The 23,449-nt window shown below is 69.5% G+C and carries 23 protein-coding genes and 2 pseudogenes; 16 read left to right on the top strand and 9 right to left on the bottom strand.

From position 1 onward, the window contains the following. Positions 1-134: 134 nt before the first annotated feature. Positions 135-1,040 (top strand): NAD(P)H-binding protein, encoded by a 906-nt coding sequence (locus tag J5X86_RS41515; RefSeq protein ID WP_208521813.1) that lies wholly within the window; start codon positions 135-137, stop codon positions 1,038-1,040. Positions 1,041-1,234: 194 nt separating this feature from the next. Here J5X86_RS41515 and J5X86_RS41510 read toward each other — a convergent pair whose 3' ends face one another. Continuing rightward, positions 1,235-2,155 (bottom strand): LysR family transcriptional regulator, encoded by a 921-nt coding sequence (locus tag J5X86_RS41510; RefSeq protein ID WP_208521812.1) that lies wholly within the window; start codon positions 2,153-2,155, stop codon positions 1,235-1,237. A 293-nt stretch (positions 2,156-2,448) separates the two neighbouring features. Between J5X86_RS41510 and J5X86_RS41505 the strand changes: the two genes are divergently transcribed. The 4 genes from J5X86_RS41505 (at position 2,449) to J5X86_RS41490 (ending at position 5,467) form a co-directional block, all read left to right on the top strand. After that, positions 2,449-3,126, top strand: a complete 678-nt coding sequence (locus J5X86_RS41505; RefSeq protein ID WP_208521811.1) for a CatB-related O-acetyltransferase — start codon at positions 2,449-2,451, stop codon at positions 3,124-3,126. Then, positions 3,123-4,073: a virginiamycin B lyase gene (locus J5X86_RS41500; RefSeq protein ID WP_208521810.1), complete on the top strand. Its 951-nt coding sequence runs from the start codon at positions 3,123-3,125 to the stop codon at positions 4,071-4,073. Before J5X86_RS41505 ends, J5X86_RS41500 begins: the two co-directional genes overlap by 4 nt. Then, positions 4,070-4,417, top strand: coding sequence for a YciI family protein (locus J5X86_RS41495; protein WP_208521809.1), 348 nt, complete (start codon positions 4,070-4,072; stop codon positions 4,415-4,417). Before J5X86_RS41500 ends, J5X86_RS41495 begins: the two co-directional genes overlap by 4 nt. Positions 4,418-4,531: 114 nt before the next feature. Continuing rightward, positions 4,532-5,467, top strand: a complete 936-nt coding sequence (locus J5X86_RS41490; RefSeq protein WP_208521808.1) for a GNAT family N-acetyltransferase — start codon at positions 4,532-4,534, stop codon at positions 5,465-5,467. 692 nt (positions 5,468-6,159) lie between these two features. Here the strand turns inward: J5X86_RS41490 and J5X86_RS41485 are convergent. After that, positions 6,160-6,324: a hypothetical protein gene (locus tag J5X86_RS41485; RefSeq protein WP_208521807.1), complete on the bottom strand. Its 165-nt coding sequence runs from the start codon at positions 6,322-6,324 to the stop codon at positions 6,160-6,162. Between the two features lie 116 nt (positions 6,325-6,440). Between J5X86_RS41485 and J5X86_RS51355 the strand changes: the two are divergent. Then, positions 6,441-6,626, top strand: a pseudogene (locus tag J5X86_RS51355) (hypothetical protein); the annotation flags it as partial. Positions 6,627-7,312: 686 nt separating this feature from the next. After that, positions 7,313-8,173 carry a glycoside hydrolase family 16 protein gene (locus tag J5X86_RS41480; protein WP_308124876.1) on the top strand — a complete coding sequence of 287 codons (861 nt, stop codon included), beginning with the start codon at positions 7,313-7,315 and terminating at the stop codon, positions 8,171-8,173. A 115-nt stretch (positions 8,174-8,288) separates the two neighbouring features. Here J5X86_RS41480 and J5X86_RS41475 read toward each other — a convergent pair whose 3' ends face one another. From J5X86_RS41475 to J5X86_RS41455, 5 genes are all read right to left on the bottom strand, one after another. Then, positions 8,289-8,891, bottom strand: coding sequence for an amidohydrolase family protein (locus J5X86_RS41475; RefSeq protein WP_208521805.1), 603 nt, complete (start codon positions 8,889-8,891; stop codon positions 8,289-8,291). Positions 8,892-9,078: 187 nt separating this feature from the next. Then, positions 9,079-10,479, bottom strand: coding sequence for a glycoside hydrolase family 43 protein (locus J5X86_RS41470; protein ID WP_208521804.1), 1,401 nt, complete (start codon positions 10,477-10,479; stop codon positions 9,079-9,081). 654 nt (positions 10,480-11,133) lie between these two features. Then, positions 11,134-11,751, bottom strand: coding sequence for an HAD family phosphatase (locus J5X86_RS41465; RefSeq protein ID WP_208521803.1), 618 nt, complete (start codon positions 11,749-11,751; stop codon positions 11,134-11,136). Between the two features lie 35 nt (positions 11,752-11,786). After that, a complete protein-coding gene (locus J5X86_RS41460) occupies positions 11,787-12,779 on the bottom strand; it encodes an LLM class flavin-dependent oxidoreductase (RefSeq protein ID WP_208521802.1) in 993 nt (330 codons plus the stop codon). Between the two features lie 105 nt (positions 12,780-12,884). Beyond that, a complete protein-coding gene (locus J5X86_RS41455) occupies positions 12,885-14,084 on the bottom strand; it encodes an MFS transporter (protein WP_243982801.1) in 1,200 nt (399 codons plus the stop codon). 90 nt (positions 14,085-14,174) lie between these two features. Here J5X86_RS41455 and J5X86_RS41450 point away from each other — a divergent pair, with 90 nt between their 5' ends. Beyond that, positions 14,175-14,936, top strand: a complete 762-nt coding sequence (locus tag J5X86_RS41450) for a DeoR/GlpR family DNA-binding transcription regulator (RefSeq protein WP_208521800.1) — start codon at positions 14,175-14,177, stop codon at positions 14,934-14,936. Between the two features lie 53 nt (positions 14,937-14,989). On the opposite strand, the gene J5X86_RS53065 is transcribed toward J5X86_RS41450, so the two are convergent. Together J5X86_RS53065 and J5X86_RS41440 are read right to left on the bottom strand one after the other, a co-directional pair. Beyond that, positions 14,990-15,496, bottom strand: a complete 507-nt coding sequence (locus J5X86_RS53065) for an integrase core domain-containing protein (RefSeq protein WP_374229367.1) — start codon at positions 15,494-15,496, stop codon at positions 14,990-14,992. Next, positions 15,470-15,739: pseudogene (locus J5X86_RS41440) on the bottom strand (TOBE domain-containing protein); the annotation flags it as partial. The gene J5X86_RS53065 and the pseudogene J5X86_RS41440, both read right to left, overlap by 27 nt. 294 nt (positions 15,740-16,033) lie before the next feature. Here J5X86_RS41440 and J5X86_RS41435 point away from each other — a divergent pair. The 8 genes from J5X86_RS41435 to J5X86_RS41400 all read left to right on the top strand — a co-directional run bounded on the left by J5X86_RS41435 (position 16,034) and on the right by J5X86_RS41400 (position 23,369). Then, positions 16,034-16,414 carry a hypothetical protein gene (locus tag J5X86_RS41435; protein ID WP_208521799.1) on the top strand — a complete coding sequence of 127 codons (381 nt, stop codon included), beginning with the start codon at positions 16,034-16,036 and terminating at the stop codon, positions 16,412-16,414. A gap of 13 nt (positions 16,415-16,427) precedes the next feature. After that, positions 16,428-17,726, top strand: a complete 1,299-nt coding sequence (locus J5X86_RS52640; protein WP_208521798.1) for a methyltransferase domain-containing protein — start codon at positions 16,428-16,430, stop codon at positions 17,724-17,726. A 46-nt stretch (positions 17,727-17,772) separates the two neighbouring features. Beyond that, positions 17,773-18,411, top strand: a complete 639-nt coding sequence (locus tag J5X86_RS41425; protein WP_208521797.1) for an SAM-dependent methyltransferase — start codon at positions 17,773-17,775, stop codon at positions 18,409-18,411. A gap of 44 nt (positions 18,412-18,455) precedes the next feature. Continuing rightward, positions 18,456-19,016 (top strand): TetR/AcrR family transcriptional regulator, encoded by a 561-nt coding sequence (locus J5X86_RS41420; RefSeq protein ID WP_208521796.1) that lies wholly within the window; start codon positions 18,456-18,458, stop codon positions 19,014-19,016. Between the two features lie 308 nt (positions 19,017-19,324). Then, positions 19,325-20,257, top strand: a complete 933-nt coding sequence (locus J5X86_RS41415) for a LysR family transcriptional regulator (RefSeq protein ID WP_208521795.1) — start codon at positions 19,325-19,327, stop codon at positions 20,255-20,257. Between the two features lie 104 nt (positions 20,258-20,361). After that, the gene (locus J5X86_RS41410) at positions 20,362-21,522 is read left to right on the top strand and encodes an NAD-dependent formate dehydrogenase (protein WP_208521794.1); all 1,161 of its coding nucleotides are present in this window, start codon (positions 20,362-20,364) and stop codon (positions 21,520-21,522) included. 143 nt (positions 21,523-21,665) lie between these two features. After that, the gene (gene cynS / locus J5X86_RS41405; RefSeq protein ID WP_208521793.1) at positions 21,666-22,109 is read left to right on the top strand and encodes a cyanase; all 444 of its coding nucleotides are present in this window, start codon (positions 21,666-21,668) and stop codon (positions 22,107-22,109) included. A 282-nt stretch (positions 22,110-22,391) separates the two neighbouring features. Then, positions 22,392-23,369: an SGNH/GDSL hydrolase family protein gene (locus tag J5X86_RS41400; RefSeq protein ID WP_208521792.1), complete on the top strand. Its 978-nt coding sequence runs from the start codon at positions 22,392-22,394 to the stop codon at positions 23,367-23,369. Positions 23,370-23,449 lie beyond the last annotated feature (80 nt).

Here is a 23,449-nt window from a genome sequence, read left to right as displayed (position 1 = left end):
GGAGTGCCGGGAACGTACGGCTCTCAGCCGAACGCCCCTTTCCCTTCCCCCGGGCTTCCCCGACGTCAGGGCGCCGCACGGTCGCGGATGGCCTCCCGGCACCAGTACGGAACGCGAAAGAAAGAGATCAGTCGATGTTCGTCATCACCGGAGCCAGTGGCCGTACCGGTCGGGCTGCCGCTCTGCGTCTGCTTGCGGACGGATACCCCGTCCGAGCCGTCGGCCGTTCGGCGCGGCGGCTCGCCGACCTCGCCGAGCGGGGCGCCGAGGTGTGGGAGGCCGGCCAGACCGATACCGCTGCACTGACCGATGCCTTCCGCGGCGCGGACGGCGTCTACGCGGTGATCCAGCCCAACTACATCCCTGACCATCCCGACTTCGGCGGCTTCCAGGACCAGGTGACGGCCTCCCTGACCAAGGCGGTCACCGCGTCCGGTGTGACCCGCGTTGTCGGGCTCAGCAGCTGGGGAGCCCAGCACGCCGAGGGCACCGGCCCGGTCACGGGGCTCCACCGCTTCGAGCAGGCCCTCTCGGCCGCCCCTGGAGTGGACACGCTGTGGCTTCGGGCCGGCTACTTCATGGAGAACCTGCTGGACCACATCGACGTTGTCAGGGACCTCCACCGCATCAGCGCCCCCTTCGACCCCGACCTTCCGCTGCCCTTCGTCGCCACCCGCGACATCGGGGTCAGAGCCGCAAAGGAACTTGCTACCGGCACCTGGCGCGGTACGGAGGTCCTGGAGCTCCAGGGTGAACGCGACGTGAGCATGCGGGAAGCCACGGACGCGATCGCGAAGGCCGTAGGTGCGGACGACCTCACCTACGAGCAGATCAGCCTCGCCGCCTTCCACGCGGAACTCCGCAGGAATGGCGTATCCGCCAACGTCGCGGACATGATGGCCGAGGTCGGCACGTCCCTCAACTCCCGGCACACGCGGATGCAGCAGCCCCGTACCGCCCGCACCTCGACCCCCACCTCCATCGAACGGTTCGTCGAGGACGAATTCGCCCCCCGGTACCGCGCGACCGAACCGGAGTGACATTCCCTGGCGGGCTCGTCGCGGCGGCGAGCGGCGAGCGAGAGCAGACCACCCCGACTCGCCTCCAGCCGCTCCGTCACCTTCGGCTCGATGGCATACGGAACCAGCACCACTCCGCAGGCCGGCCCCGATGCTCGGCCGGGCCGACAGAGACGCTGAAGGGCCGGCTGAAGCGCTCGGTCACAGCATGTGCGTCAGGTATGCAGGGATGGGCTGGCAGAGCTTTCGGCGCTTGCGTCCCCGCAGTCCGTCGCCGCCTCGGCGAGTGCGCGTACCAGTGGGGTCGCGCTGTCGGTGCGCCAGATCAGGGCCCACTGGACGGGCGGGGCATCGTGGAGGGGAAGGAAGACGACGTCGGGCTGCGCGTTGTAGCGCCGCCCCTCGTCGGGGACCGTGCACACCACGTCGCCTGCCGCGACGAGAGCAAGGATCTCGTAGAAGGTTGAGACGGCCGGGCCGCGGCGGACAGGGCGTCCGGCCGGTGTGCGGGCCGGCAGGACCGCGCTCTCCCAGTAGGCGGGAAGAGGGCCGTTCAGGCGCGGCACGATGTGGTCACCGAGCACCTCCAGACTCACCGACTCCTGCCGGGCGAGCGGGTGGTCGGCGGCCACCATCAAGTGGAGCGGTTCCTCGCGCAGCACCACCCCGACGGTCAGGTCCGGCTCGCGAACGGGCAGCCAGGTGACCACCGCGTCGACCTCACCGGCCCGCAAGGCTCCGAACGGCTCGCTGAAGAACACCTCTTTGAAACGGAGTTCGACGGATGGGTGCACGGCCCGGAAATGGGCCAGGACCGGGCGCATGTCATGCATCTGGGCACCCATGACCCCCAGCGTCAGCGTGCCGGACGGATGGCGGGCGATGGTGGTCACCTCGGCTATGGCTTCCTGGATGCCCTCGTATGCCGGCTTCAGCCGCTGGAACAGCACCTCTCCGACAGGGGTCATCCGCACGTGGCGGCTGGTCCGCTCGAAGAGCTGAGCGCCGATGACGCGTTCCTGCTTCTTGATCGCCTGACTGACACGGGCTGGGGAGACATGCAGGCGTTCGGCGCTGCGGCCGAAGTGGAGTTCCTCCGCGAGCATCAGGAAGATCTCTATGTCCCGCAGTTCCATTCCGCCCCCGGTTCCCTCATGGCCCCCGAATTTCATGAACCTCTGGGTTAACGACCATAACAAGATATGCCGTTGCTCCCAGGCTGCTCGTTCCGCATGCTGGGTGCCGAGCCGGTCAGCCGCCCCCCACAGGTGACGGCATGAACCGGCACGAGACAGCAGGATCGGCTCGCTCGATCCAGCCGACGGCCCGCAAAACCCGGACCGCGCGGAAGTCGCGTACCTCACCGGCCCTGGGCCTCACGCCCCGGGCCCCGGCCGCCGCGCACGAACCCCCACGGAGCGATTCCCACGTGCCATCCGACCCGAGCGCTGCCCGGACACCTGACCCGGCCACGCTCCACCCGCTGCCTGCCCACGAGCGGGTCGTCTTCCTCAAGCCACTGGTCGCCGGAACCAACGTCGTGGCAGGTGACTTCACCTACTACGACGACCCCGACGGCGCGACCGACTTCGTGCAGCGCAATGTGCTCTACGCCTACGGTCCGGAGCGGCTGGTCATCGGCAAGTACTGCGCGATCGCCACCGGCACTCGATTCCTGATGGCGGGCGCCGACCACCCGTCGATGGGGGTGTCCACCTTCCCCTTCACCATGTTTGGTGGGGAGTGGGCCGAGCAGACCCTCGACATCGTCACCGGCATGCCCAGCCGCGGGGACACGGTGGTCGGCAACGACGTGTGGTTCGGATACGGAGCCACCGTGATGCCGGGAGTACGGATCGGTGACGGTGCCGTGATCGCGGCCGGTGCGATGGTCACCGCCGACGTGCCGCCGTACACCATCGTGGGCGGGAACCCGGCCAGAACGATCAGACCACGCTTCGACGACAGCGACATCGAACGGCTCGTGCGCGCCGCCTGGTGGGACTGGCCCGTCGAGCTGGTGACCGCGCACGCGCGCACCATCATGGCCGGTTCCCCGCAGGACATCGAGCGCATCGCCGTCGCCGAAGGTCTGGAGCAGCAGTGACGACGCGGACCGTCGAAGAGTACGCGGTGTCCGGTCGCGACAGCGGCCCGTACGCGATCACCACCGGCCCGGACGGCGCGCTGTGGTTCACCATGGTGCACAGCGGCCAGATCGGCCGACTCGTCCCGGGACAGAAGCCGACCAGCCATCAGATCGCCCCGGACAGCGGTCCGACGGTCATCAGTAACGGGCCGGACGGCGCCCTGTGGTTCACCCAGTACCGGGCGCACCGGATCGGCAGGATCACGACGGCCGGCCACCTTACGGAGTTCGCGCTGCCGACCGCGCAGTGCGGCCCCTTCGGTATCGCCGCGGGCCCGGACGGCGCGCTGTGGTTCACCGAAACCGCCGCCGAGCGCATCGGCCGCCTCACCACCGACGGATCGGTTACGGAGTATCCGCTGCCGTGCACCGGCGCGTTCCCCTCCGCGATCGCCGCGGCCGGGGACGCGATGTGGTTCACGATGAACCAGGCCAACGCCATCGGCCGCATCGGCATGGATGGCCGCATCACGATTCACGATCTGCCGACCGAGGCCGCCGCCCCGGTGGGTATCGCCGCGAGCCATGACGGTGGCGTCTGGTTCACCGAGATCGCCGCCGGTCAGATCGGTCACCGTGCGCCCGACGGCCAGATCACCGAGTATCCGCTGCCCGACCGCTCGGCCCGGCCGCACGCCGTCACCACCGACACCGACGGCACCGCGTGGTTCACCGAGTGGGCCGGAAACCGCGTCGGCTCGATCACCGCCGACGGCACGGTCACCGTCCACGACCTGCCCACGCCGGCCTCCGAACCGCACGGGATCACGGTGGGCCCGGACGGCGCCCTGTGGACGGCCCTGGAGACAGGCGCACTGGCCCGCATCTCACCCACCACCAGAACCAACATCACCACCAGAACCAACATCACCACCAGGAACACCGAACAGAGGAACACCCCATGAAATACGCACTCGTGATCTTCGAGACGCACGCGTCACGCGCCCGGATCCAGGCCGACCGCGACGCCTACCGCAATGCGTACGAGACGTGGATCGGCGAGCTCGCGGCAGCGGGCAAACTGGCGGGCGGCGACGCCCTTGACACCGAGCGTCAGGGCCCCGTCACCGTGCGCAAAACGGCGGACGGGTCCGTGGCGGTGACCGAGGGACCCGTACACAGCGGCGAGGAGACCCTCGGCGGCTGGTTCGTCCTGGAGGTGGCCGACCACGCCGAGGCCATCGAGCTGGCCCGGGGCTTCCCCACCCCGGAGGCGCTCGAAATCCGCCCCGTGCTCGAATCGGCCTGAGCAGCGGGTGGCCCTCGCCGCCCTCTGCCCGGACACCCGGCGTGCCTGACCAGCACGCCGGATGGGTCCCAAGCGCTGTACCCCTTCACAGGAGTTGACTTGATACCGACATCGGTGAGCTACCGACCTCTGACCGGCCCCGAGGAGATCGAACTCTTCTGCCGGCTCCGCTACGTCCTGGACCACGAGCTGACCGACGACTTCGCAAACGGATGCCGCCGCCCTGAGTGGACCTGGGTGGCTCTGGACGGCGACCGCCTCCTCGCCCGGCTCGCCTGGTGGGCGACCCCAGGCGGTGACATCCCGCTGCAGCTCGACTTCTTCGACATCGACGACACGCTGCCCGAGGCCGACCGCGACGAGATCGGCCGGCGACTGTTCAAGACAGCGACGGCGACCGTCTTCCCGGCGGGCGCGAAGCTGCCGGAGTACGGCCGCTTCGTCCCGCCCGACTGGCATGAGGACCCCGCAGCCCGCGAGGTGGTCGAATCCCGCACGCGCGTGCTGGAGAGCACCGGCGCACGGCTGCTAGTCGAGCGGCTGCGGCTGCAGTGGACTCCCTTGTCCCCACTCCCGGAACCCAAGGAGCGTCTCGTCTTCCGCCCGGTGGCCGGCCGCGAGGACCTCCTCGCCCTGATGACCCCGGTCATGGAAGGCACCCTCGACGCCCACGGCCAGGCGCACCTGGCATCCGGACTGAGCCCCCGCGAGGCCGCCGAACGGCACTACGACGGGGAGTTCGCCGGATTCAAGAGCCCGCAGGAATGGTGGCGCATCGCCGAACTGCCCGACGGTAACGGCCCGGTGGGCTTCGTGATCCCGGCCCGCAACAGCTACCACCCGATCATCGCGTACATCGGTGTCCTGCCCGCACACCGCGGCAACGGCTACATCGACGAGATCCTCGCCGAGGGCACCCGTATCCTGGCCGCCGAGGGCGTCGACCGGATCAGGGCATCGACGGACCTCGGCAACGTCCCCATGGCAAAAGCCTTCGCCCGAGCCGGATACGCCAACTTCGAACGCTCCCTCAACCTGGTCTGGGACTGACCTCACCTGCTGCTTCTCCGGGTCTCTCCTCCAACAACCTTCACCTGCGCGACCTTCGCGTGTGCGTCAGCGGCCGGAGCCGATGGTGTGGCTACGGCCGGGAACGGGCGTAAGCCGGGCCACAGGGGGCGTATCGGGATTGGGCTGAGAGCTGCGCACCCGGGCGATCTCCTCGTGCTGGGCGGCGATGCGACTCCGGGAAACCGTCACCAAGCTCAAGAAGACCATCGCCGACCAGAAGGCCGAAATCGAGGAACTCCGCAAGCAGACAACCAGGCTCACCCTCGCCGGCGCCGTTACCACTCAACAAACCGGCAGGCACGAAGGACCCGACTCGGTCTCTGACAACGTCGTTCCGTTCTCGAGACCGACAACGTGACAGGTGGCGCCAGCCGGTCAGCCCGTCCGGCAAGCCGCGATCAACAGGGGACCGGCCAGGGCCAGGACCATCCAGGCGGCCAGCCGAGCGAGGCCACGGCGGAGTGCTGGCGGTCTCCACCGCGCCGATCCCACCCCGGCAAGCATGAACGGCACAGCGAGGACGGCGATCACTGCGCCGGTGACGGCGAACAGACCGCAAGCGGCGGCGAACGCAGCGACCCCGCCCGCCAGTACCAGCACCAGTCCCCGAGCTTCTCGGCTTTTCGCTGCCGCCGGCACCTCGACGGGCGGCCCGGCACATGGCTCAGGGCTCAGGTACGGGTCGACCAGAGCTGGACCGTGTCCTGGGTGCCTACGGCGAGGGTGCGGCTGTCAGGGCTGAACGCCATCCCGCCCATGCCACCGCGGCCCAGCCTCCGCTGGAGTGTGTACCGGTCGCGAAGGGTGACCCCGGCCAACTGCATTCCAGAAACCACCAGTGACTCCGCCCTCCCCGAACGTGCTGCGGGCTCGCGCTCTCCGACCGAAAGCCCAGGACAGATCCACACAGGGAGTCAGAAGCCTCTGGGGACTGAACAGAAGAAGTTGACAGGGGGGCAGCCCGCTCCACGAGGTCGTCGCCGGCCAGGACGTCATCGTCACCCCGGGCGCGACCACACGGCTGACGATCATCGACCCGTTCAAGGCCGCCAAGGTTCTCCTGCAGGCCAAGGACGACAAGACCGGCAAGCTCCTGCCCGGCGCGACAAGGAACATCGGCACCGGCACCTCGACGCTGGCTTATCGGGCGCGGTCGTGGAGCGACCGACTCTTCGCCACCGGCGAACGACACCTCCGTGCCGTCCTCACCACGTTCGCCGAGCACTACAGCACCGGACGGGCCCACCGCAGCCTCAACCTACGCGCCCCTGACGACCACCCGAGCGTCATCCCCCTGCCCGCTGCCGTAGTCCGACGGCGACAGCTACTCGGCGGCCTGCTCACCGAGTACCACACCATGCCACCCCAACGACTTCTCGATCCACAAGAAACGCCCAGCCCATCGATGAGCGCAACGACATCGGCGACGCCTTCGACACTCGGACGTTGTGCCATGAATCCGCCTTCGAGGAAGCCCCATCGACGGGTCTTGAGGGCCCGGTGGAGTGTGCTCCGGGGGCCTGTGCCCCGGAGCACCACCTGCGCCAGGTCAGTCCAAAGACGCGCCCGCTCCGATGCGGCGGTCGGCTCGGCACCGCCTCCGAGGAGTTGCCGATGCCGGACTCGCGATGTCGCGATGCGCCGTGGCCGAACCTGTCTAGACCATTGACAAGTGTCGTGTCGGAGCTACAGCCTGAGGGCCCCTGAGCACTCTGCCGGGGCCCGGCCCAGAAGGGTCGCCCCACGCACAGCACCAGCTGACAGCCGCAACCTGTGAGGAGTGTTATGAACCCCCGAGCGTTACGCACCGGACGGCCGTTGGCGGTGGCGGTCGCGGCCGCGGTCGCGTTCGTCGCCGGAACAGCCCCCGCCGGCGCCGCACCGCGCGTGGAGAACTGGACCGGCGACTCGCCCTATTTCTCCAGCACGGGCGCCCCGGGCGGCAGCCCGTCGGTGGTCTCCCATCCCGAGGCCGACGACGGGAAGGCCCTGCGCATGCAGCTCGAGCCGCGGCCGGCCCCGGGTCCCGGGGGCGGGGTGGAGATCGCCAGTAACGACAAGAGCTACGGTTACGGCACCTACGGCACGCGCATCCGTACGGCGGACTGTACGGGGCAGGGCCGCGTCGGGGTGGTCACGGGAACGTTCACCTACTCCTCGGACCATTCCGACGCCAATGGCAACGGCGTGCCGGACAACGACGAGATCGATGTGGAAGTCCTGTGTGCTCAACCCCATGTGCTGTGGCTGACGATCTGGACCGACTACAGCGACGCCACCGGAGCGGTGCGCAAGATCTCTCGGGCGATCGACATGCGCACCGGGCGCGTCCTCTACAACTGCTACGTCACGCAGCTTGGCGGGGACTGTGCGGACCCTGTGGAAGGTGAGAACAACCCGGCGAGTGTCACGCCGATCGAAGGGTTCAACGCGGCGACCCAGTTCCACACGTACCTCTTCGACTGGCAGCCTGGTTCGGTGACCTTCTGGACGTACAACGACGACGGCAGCAAGAACGTCCTGTGGGACTACCGGGGGCCGGCGAACCGCATCCCTCATAGGCCGTCGGCATTCATGCAGAACGTGTGGCACACAAACTCGTGGGACCCGCTGGACGGACCGGCTCACGATCAGCCTCAGGCTGCCACGACCGCTTATATAGACTCGACAACCCTGCCGCGCTAGGGGGACGGCCGCCTGGTGGGAATCGGCGGCCTTGATGCCCCCCCCCGCGGACGTCAAGCGGTTGTCGCCGGCGGCGTCGCGTTCTGCTTGCCGAAGACCGGTGGCAACTGCCGCCTCACTTACCCCGCCTCGTACACTCACAGCCTTCCTGGATCAGACCCACACCGTCGAGCGGCGATACCTGACGGGCCAGTCCCGTGTAGAGCATGAGCGCCTGTGGAACGGTGATCGCCTCGTGCTTCCCGATATCAGCGCCGTTGTATGCCTCGCGCAGCACTGCCGCCTTGACGGAGACGAATACGTTATCGGCGTCGGACCAGGCAGTCGCAGGGTTGTCCGACGCCAGAGCCGTGTACGCGACGCGGTCGCAGAAGGACCGGATCGGATAGGCGATCTCGAGCTGGCTGTTCGAGAGGTTCCGCTGGTAGCTCTCGTACTCGGCGAACAGGAAGATCGAGTGACTCACACACAACGCGCGGTCTCCCATCGCGTGGACTGCCACGTGCAACCGGTTGCGGCGCGCCCACTCGACCGCCTTGCGCAGCTCCGTGTCCGAGACGGAGCGCATTCCGTGATCGCGGCAGGAACCGGGGTAGGGAGCATCGGTCCACGCGGTCCGGTCGGACATCGCGCCGTCCATGAACACTTTGATACCCGCGATCTTGACACGGCCGAGACGCTCGTCGTCGGTCAGGTCTCCGAGACCGGCTTCCACCACGTCCGTCCACCCGTAATAGAGTCCGAATCCGGGAAGCAGACCCGCCCTCTCCGCGGCGCGGAAAGTCTCCAGCGGCGCCGGTATCTCGGTCGCGAGGAGGTCGTTGGCGGCGACGATGCCGCGGGACAGGAAGTGATCGTTCAGCCGGCCCAGGCCGATGGCCTCTCCGCCTCAGGGCCTCCGGTGCTCAGTAGCCGACACGGAAGGTCGCGTCCTGCTGCTCGGTCGCCGTGGAGATGGGGTCGATGCGTAGGACGTAGTTGGAGTGGCGGATGTAGCGGGTGGGGCTGTTGTACGAGCGGAAGGAAGTCCAGGTTGAGTCTGCCAGGCCGGCCGTGCGGTAGAAGGTGGCGTCCGCGGCGAATGTCGATGTCCCGTCGTTGACGTCGAGTCGGAGTTGGTAGTCGTAGTGGCGCAGGTGGCGGGTGGGGTTGTTGACCGACTGGAAGGAGACCCCCGAGCTGTCGGCGAGGCCCGGCACCAGCTTCCACAGCGAGTCGGTGTACAGGTCGAAGGGGTACGTGTCGATGCGGCCGACGTAGCCCGAGTGGCGGACGTAACGGGCCGGATAGTTGTACGACTTCAGCCGGTTCCAGGCCGGGGCGCCCCATGTGGCGATCAGGTTGTTGTACTCGGTCGTGGTGATCGTCGTGATGCCGCAGTGCTTGGAGTTGACGGGCTGGGTGTAGACCTTCTGGTCGAGCGCGGTCCAGGTGCCGGAGGCGAGGTCGGTGCTCCGCCAGGCGTAGAAGACCCCGTTGGGGGTGTAGGTGTCGCCCCACAGGTACCAGGTGTTCGAGGTCAGGGACTTGTAGACGGTAGGGGCCTCGGTGCCGCCGTGCGCGACACCGGTGCTGAACTCGGTGAAGCTACCCGGGTTCAGGGAGGTCGAGCGGGCCGCCACCAGTGTCTGGTTCTTCTTGAAGAACAAGTAGTTGTGGCCATTGACGCCGATGGCCATGTTTCCGTCGATCACGTCGTAGCCGGGATCGAAGAAGACCTGCGGGGCGGAGGCGGTGACGAAGTCGCTGGTGTAGTTGACCATGATCACGTTGTGGCCGCTGGAGTTGACCGAGGAGTAGATGACCGCGTACTGCCCTCTGCCCGCGTCCCAGAACGCCTCGGGGGCCCAGCTGTGGGTGGTCATGTTGTGCAGTTTCAGCCGCCGGTAGCCGGTGAAGGTGCGTAAGGCGGCGGAGTCCCAGACATGGATGTACTGGCTGTTATAACTCCAGTCGGTCCCCTTGAGATCGGTGGCGAGGACGACGAACGTGCCGTCCTGTTTACGCATGAGGAAAGGGTCGCGCAGGCCGAGGGCACCCGCGGTGGGGGTGACCACGGGGTTGTTCTGGTTCAGCGGCGTCCAGTTGAGGGAGTCCGTGCTGACGGCGAGGTGGAGGCCGTAGTCGGTGCCCTCGCCGAGGCTGGTCGACTCGGTGAAGTAGCACATCGCATAAGCCGAGTCGGCGGCGTGGGCTGTTCCGGTGCCGAGGGCCAGTGCGCCGGACACCGCCAGGGGAGTGGTGGCGGCCAAGCCGAGGAAGCGGCGGCGGGAGGGGTGGGGGCCGGGGCAGGGCATTGCACTCATCTTGGTCTCCAAGGGAGGTGCAGGAGCCGGGTGAGCGGCTGCGGCTCGTGGGCGTGTCGGGGCCATGAGAAATGTAGCCAGGCACCAGATTTGGCCGATATTTCGAACTGAGTTCGGAGAATCGATCAGAAGGTAGACCGCGACAGCCGGTGCGTCAATCGCTCTGCCGAGCCTGTGTTCATTTATGAGGCGCGGAGCCGCTCGTTTATGAGGCGCGGAGCCGCTCGTTCGGCTCGGCGCTGTCGGATATGGCCGCACGCCTCCTGCCGGACCCGCGACCTGTCCGGGCTGATACCCATGTCACTGGCGCGGGGTTTTCCCCGCCACTCCCGGCACCCTGCTGACCTGGCACCGCAGGTTCATCGCCGCGAAGCGGGACTACACCGCGCGCCGGCGACTACAGCGAGTGCCGGAGCAGGCCGGGCCGGCCAGCGACAGCGGAAGCCGTGAAGGACCTACGGCCGGTTCGAGCTGGACAGGAACTCCCACCTCGACCGCGCCGCCGCGGCGGCGGCCACGGTGCCCGGCCCACGGATCCCGACCGCGGTGGAAACCGCCCGATCGGCGGCGGACGGTGCGGACGCCCAGCCCTGCACCGGGGCATCCTGAGCGGCATGGGCGATGCACACGGCATCGTTACTCGGGCGGCGTTGGTCATCGGGTCGGCAGCCAGGTGTCGATGATGGCTGTCAGCTCGTCGAGTCGGGTGAAGACGTGTCCGTTCATGCCGGTGGCCTGTGCTGCGCGTACGTTCTCTTCGCGGTCGTCGACGAAGAGGAAGTCGGCGGGCGCGGCCTGCATGGCGACGGCGCAGTGGTGGAACGCTGCCGGGTTCGGTTTCGCCGCGTGGATCTTTCCGGAGAAGGCGGTGTGGTCCAGGTTCCGCAGCCAGGGCTGTGCGGTGAGGAAGGCGTCCGCGTGGTCTGCGGGAATGTTGGACAGCAGGGCGACCTCGGCGACGTTCCGCAGGGACCGCACGTAGGCGACCATGCGCTTGTCGACGCGTGACCAGCTGTGGATATCGGCGAGGCGCAGTTCCTCGATCGTGTCGGCGTCGGCGGAGCGTGACAGCCATCGCAGTACGGCCGTCCAGTACTCGGGGGCGGACCACTGTGCGGCGTCGTAGGGCGGACGGCAGGTCCAGTAGGCCTCGGCGAAGGCGTCTGCGGGTGCGTTGCACCGGGCGGCCATCTGCGCCAGGGCGCCCGGGCGTTGGTGGCGGGCGATGACCCCGAAGAGGTCGAACAGCACGATGCGTCGGTCGGTGGACATGGTGATGGGTTCCTCCGGATGCCGGCGGTTCCGGTTCAGGGGCGGGGGGCCAGGGCGCGGGCGAGCGAGTCGAGGGATGCCAGGGGTTCGGGCCCGGTGGGAGTGAGGACGACGCTGGTCGCGCCCGCTGCGTGGCGGTCCTTGATCGCTTCGCGTGCCTGGTCGGGGGTGCCGGCGATGCTCAGTTGGCGGACCCAGGTGGCGGGCATGGTCTGGGCGAATTGCCGGGCGTCGGCGCAGGTGGCGCGGTGTTCGCGCAGCTGCGTGGCGAACGGGAGGGGGTCGATGTGGGCGGCCCAGTCGGGCTCGCCGATGGCACTCAGTCCGTCGCGGACGCGGGCGAGAGCGGCGTCCTCGTCGTCATCGACGGTGGCGGCGTCGTAGGTGACGACTTCGGGGGCGCCGGCGTCCGAAGCGCTGCGCATGTGCCGCAGTGAGGCGGCGATGTAGGCGGGGGCCGCGGGCTCGGCCAGGAGGAGCCCGTCGGCCACTTCGCCCGCGGCTGCCTGTGACTTGGGGCCGCGTACACCGAGGATGACCGGCGGGACGATGTCGGGAGTCTCGGTGATGACTACGCCTTCGCAGCGCACGTAGCGGCCGTCTGCCGGGCCGGGTTCGCCGCGCATGAGCAGGCGCAGCGCCGTGGTGTATTCCTTGAGCAGCGTCAGGGGACTGGCCGGCCAGGCCCCGGCCTGGCGCATCCAGTCGGGCATACCGTGACCGATGCCGGTGATCAGCCGGCCGGGGTAGAGCTGGGCGAGGGTGGCCAGTTCCATCGCGGCGAAGCACACGTTGCGGGCACCGGCGGGCATGATGCCGATGCCGACGGTGATGCCGGTGGTACTGGCGAGGACGGGGCCGGCCTGTGCGAGTGCGCCGCGCCAGCCGAGGTCCTCCACCACCCACACCTGGTCGAACCCCAGCTCTTCGGCTCGCCGGGCGTAGGGCAGCACGTCCCGGACGGGCAGATCGCGGGGGAGCAGGACACCGACACGGCCGCGGGCTTGGATGGTGTCTGTCCTGGGCATCGACGGCTCCTTCTGTTGGCGGTGGGTTCTTCCCCCACCGGTCCGGCGACCGGGGGGCGGAGGGGCCTGTGCGGCACGGGCGTCAGGGTCGTGCCGCACAGGCGGTCAGTGGCTGCTGCGTGCCACCTCGCGCGTGCGGTCGGATCCGGTGCGCAGGACTCCGGCGGCCGCAGCGGCGATGGCGCACAGCAGAGTCAGCAGCAGCAAGGCGTGGTTCAGTGCCACGAGATGGGTCAGCCAGCCGATGACGGCGGGCCCGGAGAGCATGCCGAGGTAACCGAGCCCGGCGACGCGGGAGACGTTGGCGCCGGCAGCGGAGGGGTCGGCGCGCCCGGCCGCGCTGAACAGCTGGGGGACGCAGCCGGACAGTCCCAGGCCGAACAGCGCCCAGCCCGCGAACGCGGCCCATATCCACGGCGAGACGGCCACGATCGTGATCCCGACGGCGGCCGTGACCGCGCCGTAGCGCAGGACGGCCATCGGCCCGAACCTGCCGGAGGCGCGGTCGGCGAGCAGCCGGCCGATGGTCATCGCCGCCGCGTAGGTGCCGTATCCGACGGCGGCGGTGCTCGCGGGTGCGCCGAGGATGTCCTTCAGGTGCAGAGCGCTCCAGTCGTTGGCGGCTCCCTCGCTCAGCATGACCATCGAAGCCAGGGCGGCGAGGACCCAGATGCGCCCGGGGGCGCTGCGTCGCTTCCCGGCCGGGGCTTCCTCACCCTCCGCGGTGTCAGTGGCGGCCGACGTCGGCGCGGTCGGCAGCAGACCGCGTGCCGACGCCAGTGCGGTCACGATGCCCACGGCTGCCACGGCGCCCATGCCCGCGGCCGGGCTCATACCGGCGCTCGCGGCGCCCGCTCCGACGAGTGAGGCGATGACGCCGCCGACGGAGAACATGGCGTGGAAGGCCGACATGACGGGCCGGTCGTATGCCTTCTCCACGTGCACGGCGTGGGCGTTCATGCTCACGTCGAGGCAGCCGTTGCAGAAGCCGAAGACCAGCAGGGCGCCCGCCAGCATCCAGGGATCCCGGGGCAGGCCGGGCAGCACCGCAGCCGTGCTGGACAGAACGCCGGCGACGGGGAGCACGACACGCGCCCCGAGGCGGTCGGCCAGACGGCCGGCGATCTGCATCCCGGTGAAGGCCCCGAGCCCCAGCAGCACCAGCAGGATCCCCAGCGTCGCGTGGCTGATGCCCACGCGCTCCTCGATGGCGGGGATGTGCACCACCCAGGTGCCCATCAGGGTGCCGCACAGGACGAAGTAGACGAAGTTCGCCACACGGGCGGATCGAAGCGAGCGTTCCATGCCGACCACCGTAACGAACATATTTTGTGTTTGGAAAGCCCGCACATGAACAGTTTGCTTGTTCGTTTCGGGGTGGTGTTCAATCGCGGTATGAGCAACGCAGACCGTCACGGGCTGATCGCCCAGGCCGTCAGGGAGTCGGGCAGTGTCACGGTCCAGGGACTCGCCGAGTTGACCGGCGCCTCGGAGATGACTATCCGGCGCGACCTCGACACACTGGCCGCGCAAGGCGTCCTCGAACGCGTCCGGGGCGGGGCTCGCACCCTGCTGCTCAGGGGTGAGGAGCCGCCCTTCGCGCTGCGCGCCCGTGAGGCAGTCGACACCAAGCGCCGGATCGCAGCAGAGGTGTCCTCCCTCATCGCCGACGGTGAGACCGTCCTGCTGGACAGCGGCACCACCTGCCTGGAGGTCGCCCGCCTGCTGCGTCAGCGGCCGGTCACCGTGATGCCCCTGTCATTGCAGGCCATCCACCTGCTCGGCGACGCCCCGGGCCCGACCACGCTGATGGTGCCCGGCGGACAGCCCCGCGCCGCCGAGGGAGCCCTGACCGGCCCCCTCACCCTCGCCTCCCTGGCGGCACTGCGCTTCGACACCGCGGTCATCGGTTGCTGCGGCCTGAGCGCGGCCGAGGGCCTGACCGCCTACGACCTCGACGACGCGGCGGTGAAGAAGGCGAGCATCGCCTCTTCGCGTCGCGTCATCGTCGCCGCGGACGGCAGCAAACTCGGCCGCACCGCCTACGCCTACGTGGGCCCCTCCACGCAACTGCACACCCTCGTCACCGACGCCACGGCACCCGCCGACGAGGTGGCCGCGCTCGGAAAGGGCGGCACCGTCGTCCAGACCGCCTGACGAGTTCCCTGCGCGGGCGTGCTGTGTGCCGTTCAGAAACCCATCGCGGCTTGTCAGGCCGCGTATCTGTACTCGTTGATCAGGCCGCCGAGGACACGAGTCCGGCGTAGCCGCCGCGTGGTGTGCAGGTCGGACAGAGGTGCAGTCGGGTGCTCGGCGAGGGGAGGGCGTTGCCCTCGCGCCTGATGTGGTCGATGCCCGTTGCAGTGGCGCGCGTTGCTCTCAAGAGCGTGTCGAGCATGGGCCTCGTTCCGGACCGGCACGTGGTCGAGGGCCTCGTGCCGCAGTGTCCCGATGACTCTCTCGCGGTGCGCGTCCATCCGCGGGGCGCGTGGGGCAGTCGTTACGGTTGCGATGTCCTCGGCAAACATCTGCGCCCAACGCCACCGGGGTATCAGGTGAGGACAGCGCCGCGAACCAGAGCCGGTCCGCCGGCTCGTATCGGACCCGGCCCGCACGTTCCCTGCGCAGCACCGCATTCTCGTGCCGGAGCACCAACAGTTCAGCGTCCTTGGCCGCCTGCCGACGCAACTCGCGGCGCCAACGGCGAGTCCGCTCACCGTGCCGGGCAGACGGTTGCGGATGGACAGGCTGTCCACGGTGCCGGTGGCGAGGGAGACCTCTGTGGATTTGACCAGGGCGTTTACGGCAGATCCCTCGGCGAGGCGGAGTTCTTCGACGGCGTCCAGGGTGATCGCTGAGGTGAGGTCCCTCGCCTCTGCCAGAGGGAGGGCGGGCGGAGGGCCTACCGCGTGTGTTTCAGGGGTGCGGAGACGTTGCTGTGGACTTCGCCACGGTCGCATCTGTCGGGCGAAGGCCGCCAGAGCAGATCCGGGTCGGTGCGATGGCCCGAGGTGTCGCTATCGACGTGCAGTTTCCGGCCGTCGGCCAGGCGCGTCACGAGAGCTGGGGCTGAGGCGGAGCAAGGCGGCTGCTTCAGTGATCCGGTAGGTGCGCAGGCGCTAAGCGCGCTATCGCAAATACGAGCCATGTGTCCTCTGTTGCCTCGCATGAGCAAGCCTATCTATTGCGGCAGGTAGTAAATGCGTTTGTACGGGAGGTGCACTCGGGTAGGGTCATCCAGGAGGTGGTAGCCCGTGAGTCAGTCCCTCGCAGATGCCGGTACGGCTGCCTTTCCGGTGGCGGAAATCGCCTTCGCCGGTGACCTCGCCCGGCCGTCCCGGCTGACTGTGGCGGATTTGCCCGCCTGGCCCCAGCAGCGGGCGGCGGTCAGCTTCGAGTGCGCCACCAGTGGCATCCAGCACCACCGCGCGGGCGGCCACCGCGCGACGCTGTCCTGGGCGGAGATCGACCCCGATTTCGGGCGCGCTCCCGTCCTGCTCGCGGTCACCATCGACGACACCCCACTCGACCGCCTGGGCCCCCAGCTCGTGCTGCCGCAAGACCGCTGCGGAGCCCGGCACATCAGCGGCATCGACGTGGTCCGCGTGGACGGCGGCTACACCGCGTGGACGTGAGGAGAGGAGCCGAGTGAGCCCGGCTGCCACCGTGGATGTGCTGATCGTGGAGCACGTGCCGCACGAAGGCCCGTACGCCATTGGCGTGGAACTGGAGGCGGCCGGGCTGCCGGTGCGGGCGTGCCGGACCTGGGCAGGGGATCCGGTGCCCGCCTCGCTGGGCGGCGCCGCGGCGCTGGTGGTCATGGGTGGGCCGGCGGCGGCGTACGAGGACTTTCCCGGCCGGACGGCGGAGCTGGCTCTGATACGGACGGCGTTGGAAGCCGAGGTTCCCGTGCTCGGGGTCTGTCTCGGCGCCCAGCTCCTCGCGGAGGCGGCCGGCGGCACGGCCCGGCCCGCTTCGGGGCCGCAGATCGGCTGGGGCGAGGTGCGCACCGCCCCGGCCGCGCACACCGATCCGCTGTTCGCCGACGCCCCCGGACGGCTGCCCGTACTGCACTGGCACGGCGACACCATGGACCTGCCCGCCGGGGCGACGCTGCTGGCCTCCTGTGACCGCTACCCGGTTCAGGCGTTCCGGATCGGCGGCTCGGCGTGGGGCCTGCAGTTCCATCTGGAGGTGGACAAGGCGGCCGTGGACGCCTTCGCCGCGGCCTTCCCCGATGAAGCGGCCATCGCCCCGGACCTCAACGCATCCGCCCCCGGGAACCTGGCCGCCCTCGCTCCGCACCGTGACGCCGTGTTCGCCCGCTTCGCCGCACTCGTGGCGGGCCGCGCCGCGCGGAGCGCGACCCGGACCTTCTTCACGCCCATGGCGGCGACGTGGGAAGAGCGCTTCGCCGACGACACCCCGAGGTACGCGGCAGCGGCGGCCCGAATGGGCCTGCTGCCCGGCCAGCGGGCCCTGGACGTGGGCTGCGGCAGTGGACGCGCGCTGCCCGCGCTGCGCGCGGAAGTCGGCGACGAGGGCGTGGTCCTGGGCGTGGACCTCACACCGGCGATGCTCACTGCCACTGCCGCCGTGGAGGGCCGCGCGGCTCTCGCCCGGCTGCTCATGGCCGACGCCTGCCGACTACCGCTGGCGGCTGGGGCGGTGGACGGCATCTTCAGCGCGGGCCTGATCAATCATGTGCCCGACCCCACGGCGGCGCTGTGCGAGTGGGCCAGGGCGACCGCGCCGGGAGGCGTGCTGCTGCTCTTCCATCCCTCCGGCCGCGCCGAGCGGGCCGCCCGCCACGGCCGTCCGCTCGACCCGGACGACCCGCTGGCCGAGGAGAACCTGCGGCCCGCGCTGTACGCCGCCGGATGGGCCCTGGACTGTTACGAGGACGCCACTCGCCATTTCCTGGCTCGCGCCGTCCGCGTCCGCTGATGTTGCGGGCGGAACATTTCTCACCATGAGTGGAGAGGAAACTCGCATGCCGCGTGTGATGGGGGATACGGATTACGGGCCGGTCGGCGCCGGTTACACCCGTGTCCGCCGCACCGACCCGCGGATCGCCGCTCTGATTCATGCCGCCCTCGGCGACGCCCGCACGGTGGTCAACGTGGGCGCTGGGGCGGGATCGTACGAACCCGCCGAACGCCACGTCCTGCCCGTGGAACCGTCGGCGGCGATGCGCGCCCAGCGCCCCGCGCACCTCGCCCCGGCCAGCCATGGCGTCGCCGAGCAACTCCCCTTCGACGGCGACGAGCTGGGACGCCTGTGGCTGATGGACTACGTACCCGAACTCCAGCGCGCCGAGTCCGCCCGCTACCCGGCGATCGCCACCATCACCGACGCCCTCGGGCCGAACACCGAGGTCCACCCCGTCCCTGTTCCCATCGACTGTGTGGACGGCTTCACCGAGGCGTTCTACGCCCGCCCCGAATCCTTCCTCGACCCAGCGGTTCGTCTCGCCCAGTCCGCGTGGGGCTTCATCGAACCCGGGGTGGCGGAGCGCGCGATGGCTGCGTTGGCCGCCGACCTTGCCTCGGGTGCCTGGGACGAGCGGTACGGGCACCTGCGCACCGAGCCGGAGTTCGATGGGGCGGTGCGGCTGATCGTGAGCCGTTGACCCGCAGTGTGTGTTTCTGATCCCCGGAGTATCTGAAGAGGCTTATGAACGCGCCAGCTCGCCGTATGGATGCGGTGCAGAACCGGACCCGCATCGTGGAGGCTGCCCGCGCGGCCCTCGCCGAGTCCCCCCACGTCCGCCTCAACGAGATCGCCAAGCGCGCCGGCGTAGGGCAGGGAACGCTGTACCGGAACTTTCCCAACCGCGAAGCGCTCCTCACCGAGGTCTACCGGCGCGACGTCGAAGACCTCGTGGCCGCCGCCTCCGCGCTGCTGGCGGAACACGAGCCCGTGGAAGCCTTGCGTCACTGGCTGGACCGGGTGATCGACTACGCCGAGATCAAGTACGGCGTCCTGGCGGCGCTGGAACCGGCGGCGTGGCAGGACCTTGTCGCTCACAGCCAGAATCCCATCGAAGGTGCCCTCGCTCACCTGCTGGACGCCGGGAAAGCGGCCGGTTCCCTCCGCACGGATGTGGGCGCTCCCGGGGTGCTCCTGCTCATCGCCTACCTCGGCCGACTGGACCGGGATGAGTGGGAGCCGACGGCACGGCCTCTGATGAACGTCATCCTCGACGGTCTTCGTCGACAGGACGCGGACCGGTGAGGGCAGAGGGGGATCGGGCCGGAGACTGGGCGCTGGACGCGCTGTGTCACTGACGCGTACTCACGAACGGCGTGGTCGTCCCACCGCCGGGCGACATCGCCGAGAACGCATGGCCGATCCGCGCCGGCAGACGCCCGATCGCGGGCACGGGGTTGTCCGGCACATCGACTCCGCGGAGGGCGCGCCGGGCGCGATCGCGGGGTAGGGAGAGGTCAGCGAAGCGCACGCCGGTCCGTCGTCCCGCAGGGCGTTCGCAGTATGTCGGCACACCCGCACCCTGGGGGCGGGCCCGGTCGTGGAGGTCGTGAATGCTGCTGCGCCAGTTGGAATACCTGGTCGCCCTGGCCCGGGAGCGCCACTTCGCCCGTGCCGCGGACGCCTGTTACGTCTCCCAGCCGTCGCTGTCCGCGGCGATCCGCCGCCTCGAACACGAACTGGACGTTCCGATCGTGCGCCGCGGGCGACGGTACGAGGGACTCACCCCCGAGGGCACGGTGGTGCTCGCCTGGGCCCACCGCATCCTCGCCGAACGCGACGGGCTGCGACAGGAACTGTCGGCGCTGGGTGACGGCCTCACCGGCACGCTCCGCCTCGGAGTGATCCCTACCGCGCTGCCCGTCGCGTCCCTCCTCACGAGCCCCTTCTGCGAGAGCCACCCGCGGGCCCGGGTGAGCATCGCGTCGCTGTCCTCGGCCGAGATCACGCACGGGCTCGCCGAGTTCGAACTGGACGCGGCGATGACGTACCTCGACGACGACACCCTGCGCGGCCTGCGCCGACTCCCTCTGTACGAAGAGCGGTACGTCCTCCTCACCCCTGTCGACGGACCGCTCGCCACCGCTTCCACGGCCCGCTGGGCGCAGGCCGCCGCGCTCCCGCTGTGCCTGCTCGGGCCACGCATGCGCAACCGCCGCATCATGGACGAGTGCTTCGCCGCCGATGGCGCCGTCGCCACGCCCGCGATCGAGTCGGACAGCGTGGCCGGGCTGTACGCCCATCTCCCCGGCAGCCGCTGGTCCAGTGTGATCTCACACGCGTGGCTGTACATGTTCGGCGTACCGGAAGGCATGCGCGTGGTGGCCCTGGACGGCCCCGCCCGCGCTCCGCGCGTCGGACTGGTCACCGGCCCCGACGACCCGCCCTCCGTCCTCGCCGGTGCCCTGCTGACGGTGGCCGGGGAGGCGGACGTACGGCAGGCGCTGGACGCACTCCTGCGCACCTACCTCGCCGGGCACGGCTGATAGCCGTCGCCTATGCGGGCATAGCGAGTTTCGCTTTGACCAGGGCAAACGATGCCGGGGATGGTGAATCGCATTCGCTGACACCGCAGTTGAGGAGCCGCGACATGGCCAAGGTTCTCTGTGTCCTGTACGACGACCCCGCCGACGGATACCCGACCACATACGCCCGTGACGACCTCCCCGTGATCGGCCACTACCCCGGTGGCCAGACGACCCCCACCCCCGAGGCGACCGACTTCACCCCCGGCCACCTGCTCGGCAGCGTCTCCGGTGAACTCGGCCTGCGCGACTTCCTGGAGAAGGCCGGGCACACCCTCGTGGTCACCTCCGACAAGGACGGCGACGGATCGGTCTTCGACCGCGAACTGCCCGACGCGGACGTCGTGATCTCCCAGCCGTTCTGGCCCGCGTACCTGACCGCGGAGCGCATCGCCGCCGCCAAAAACCTCAAGCTCGCCATCACCGCGGGCATCGGCTCCGACCACGTCGACCTCGACGCGGCAGTCGCGCACGGGGTGACGGTCGCGGAGGTCACGTACTCCAACAGCATCAGCGTCGCCGAGCACGTGGTGATGATGACGCTGTCCCTCGTACGCGACTACCTGCCCTCCCACCGGATCGCCCTCGACGGCGGCTGGAACATCGCGGACTGCGTGGCCCGTTCGTACGACCTGGAGGGCATGCACGTCGGCACGGTGGCCGCCGGGCGCATCGGACTCGCGGTCCTGCGCCGCCTCGCGCCCTTCGACGTGAAGCTGCACTACACCGACCGGCACCGGCTTCCCGAGGACGTCGAGCGAGAGCTGGGGCTGGTCTTCCACGAGAGCGCCGCCGACATGGTGCCGCACTGCGACGTCGTCACGATCAACGCGCCGCTGCACCCGGAGACGGAGGGCCTGTTCGGCGACGAGCTGATCGGCACGATGAAGCGTGGCGCGTACCTCATCAATACGGCACGAGCGAAGATCGCCGACCGGGACGCCGTCGACCGCGCCCTGCGCAGCGGCCAGTTGGCGGGCTACGCGGGCGATGTCTGGTATCCGCAGCCCGCACCCGCCGACCACCCCTGGCGCACCATGCCGCACCACGGCATGACCCCGCACATCTCCGGGTCCTCCCTGTCCGCCCAGGCCCGCTACGCATCCGGCACCCGCGAGATCCTGGAGTCCTGGCTCGCCGACCGCCCGATCCGCGACGAGTACCTGATCGTCGACAGGGGCGCCCTGGCCGGAACCGGCGCCCACTCCTACTCGGTCACCCAGTGACCGGCGGAGGCCACCGCCCGGCCCGCTCCAGCACTGCCGATGTGCACGTTCGCCGGCTTCACGCGGGTGGTGGCCTCCGGCCGAGGAGGTTGCGGCGTCAGTGTGACGTGCGATCAGGACCACCGTCGTACAGGGAGATGCACATGCTCAGCAAGCAGGAAGCCGCCGCAGCCGTACGTCAGGCCAAGGTGAAGACCGGGGTCACGTGGGCCCAACTGGCCGAAGCGGTCGGTAAGCCGCCGGCCTGGACCACGGCGGCCCTGCTCGGCCAGCACCCGATGGGCGAGGACGAGGCGGCCACGGCGGCGGCACTGCTCGAACTCGGCGAGGACGCCGCCGTTGCCTTCCAGCTCCAGCCGACCCGCGGAGCCCTGGAAGCGGCCGTCCCCGTGGACCCCACGATCTACCGGCTCTACGAGGTCGTTCAGGTCTACGGGCCGACGATCAAGGAGCTGATCCACGAGCAGTGCGGCGACGGCATCATGAGCGCGATCAACTTCCGGCTCGACGTCCAGCGCGTTCCCGACCCCGCGGGCGACCGGGTCGTCATCACCCTCGACGGGAAATACCTGCCCTACCAGTGGTAGTGAGTGCCCGTCCGGGGCGGCGGCGGAGCCGGCCGGCGCGTCCTGCGCCGCTGCGGTCTACCGCCCGCACCGCAGCGCGCCTCCCAGCAGACCTGGCGTTCCTTCCCGCGTTCTCAGGCCCACACGCTGCTCGTCTGCGATTTCATGCATGTGCGGGTTTTGTATCAGCCCCGACACTGCCCGACTCCTCCAGTGGCTTTCCGCACGAGATCTAGCGCAGTTGGTCACCATCACTCGGTCACAGCAACAGCACCAACACCGCGTCGTATCCCTGGAGGATTCGTGACACGTTTCCGCACCCGTCTGGCCATGCTGGGTTCGGTGGCAGCTCTCGCCGCAGGCGCCCTCGTCCCCGTGCAACTCGCCGGAGCGCAGTCCGCCGCCGCGGCGGCGGACTACCAGTGGGTCGCGCTGGGCGACTCCTACACCGCCGGGGTCATCCCCGCTGCGGGCGACACCTTCGAGGTCCCTCGCGACGGCTGCGAGCGCACTGACCAGTCCTACCCGCAGGTCATCGACCGCGACCTCGGCTCGCTCTTGGAGCTGACCAACGTCAGCTGCGGCGCCGCCACCATCGAGGACGTCACCTTCCGAGCCCAGGAGCCGATCGGCCGGCACCTCCCGCCCTTCTCCGAAGACCCGGACTACCCGTTCCCGCCGGTGCCTCCCCAGTCCGAAGCGGTGCGTCCCGGCACCGACGTGGTCACCGTCGGGGCGGGCGGCAACACCCTCGGCTTCGCCGACATCCTCTTCCAGTGCCTGCAACTGGGCGCGGGCAGCGGCGGCGTGGGCACCCCGTGCCGGGACGGCCTGGCCGACGACATCCCCAGTCGGCTGAACAAGGTGAGCGGGGACTACGACGAGATGCTCAACGTGCTCCACGAGCGTGCCCCGCACGCGAAGATCCTGACCGTCGGCTACCCCACGGTCATCCCCGAGGACACCTCCAAGTGCCGGTACAACGACCTGGAACAGTTCGGCCCCATCACCCGGGGCGACCTGGACTGGCTGCGCCAGGACGTCCTGGCGCCCCTCAACAAGGCCATCGAGAAGTCGACCAGCGCACACGACGCCGCCCGCTTCGTCGACCTCTACGACTCCTCCCAGAACCACAGCGTCTGCGACAACGGCAAGTGGGTGGAAGGGCTCTTCACCCGCGTCCCTGACCAGCCGGCCCTTGTGCACCCCAACGCCAGGGGCCACCGCAACGCCGCCGATCACGTCGCGGCGGCAATGCTGGACGCCATCGGCGTGGGCTGACCGCACACGGCATCCCGGCCCGTCCGCACGTCGTGAACTGCCTCCGGCACCACAAGCCGGAGGCAGTTCCGCTTTCCCGG

Origin of the sequence: Streptomyces sp. NEAU-YJ-81, from assembly GCF_017592595.1 — a bacterium.
Classification (GTDB): Bacteria; Actinomycetota; Actinomycetes; order Streptomycetales; family Streptomycetaceae; genus Streptomyces; species Streptomyces hygroscopicus_B.
The sequence above is the reverse complement of the archived record's forward strand: the minus strand, read 5'-3'. Positions and strand labels throughout refer to the sequence as shown.

Bases quoted from the DNA above. Each gene is read 5' to 3' on its own strand.
- J5X86_RS41515 (WP_208521813.1), top strand. From the start codon at position 135: ATGTTCGTCATCACCGGAGCCAGTGGCCGTACCGGTCGGGCTGCCGCT.
- J5X86_RS41510 (WP_208521812.1), bottom strand. From the start codon at position 2,155: ATGGAACTGCGGGACATAGAGATCTTCCTGATGCTCGCGGAGGAACTC.
- J5X86_RS41495 (WP_208521809.1), top strand. From the start codon at position 4,070: ATGAAATACGCACTCGTGATCTTCGAGACGCACGCGTCACGCGCCCGG.
- J5X86_RS41470 (WP_208521804.1), bottom strand. From the start codon at position 10,479: ATGAGTGCAATGCCCTGCCCCGGCCCCCACCCCTCCCGCCGCCGCTTC.
- J5X86_RS41465 (WP_208521803.1), bottom strand. From the start codon at position 11,751: ATGTCCACCGACCGACGCATCGTGCTGTTCGACCTCTTCGGGGTCATC.
- J5X86_RS41460 (WP_208521802.1), bottom strand. From the start codon at position 12,779: ATGCCCAGGACAGACACCATCCAAGCCCGCGGCCGTGTCGGTGTCCTG.
- J5X86_RS41455 (WP_243982801.1), bottom strand. From the start codon at position 14,084: ATGGAACGCTCGCTTCGATCCGCCCGTGTGGCGAACTTCGTCTACTTC.
- J5X86_RS41450 (WP_208521800.1), top strand. From the start codon at position 14,175: ATGAGCAACGCAGACCGTCACGGGCTGATCGCCCAGGCCGTCAGGGAG.
- J5X86_RS41425 (WP_208521797.1), top strand. From the start codon at position 17,773: ATGCCGCGTGTGATGGGGGATACGGATTACGGGCCGGTCGGCGCCGGT.
- J5X86_RS41420 (WP_208521796.1), top strand. From the start codon at position 18,456: ATGAACGCGCCAGCTCGCCGTATGGATGCGGTGCAGAACCGGACCCGC.
- J5X86_RS41415 (WP_208521795.1), top strand. From the start codon at position 19,325: ATGCTGCTGCGCCAGTTGGAATACCTGGTCGCCCTGGCCCGGGAGCGC.
- J5X86_RS41410 (WP_208521794.1), top strand. From the start codon at position 20,362: ATGGCCAAGGTTCTCTGTGTCCTGTACGACGACCCCGCCGACGGATAC.
- cynS (WP_208521793.1), top strand. From the start codon at position 21,666: ATGCTCAGCAAGCAGGAAGCCGCCGCAGCCGTACGTCAGGCCAAGGTG.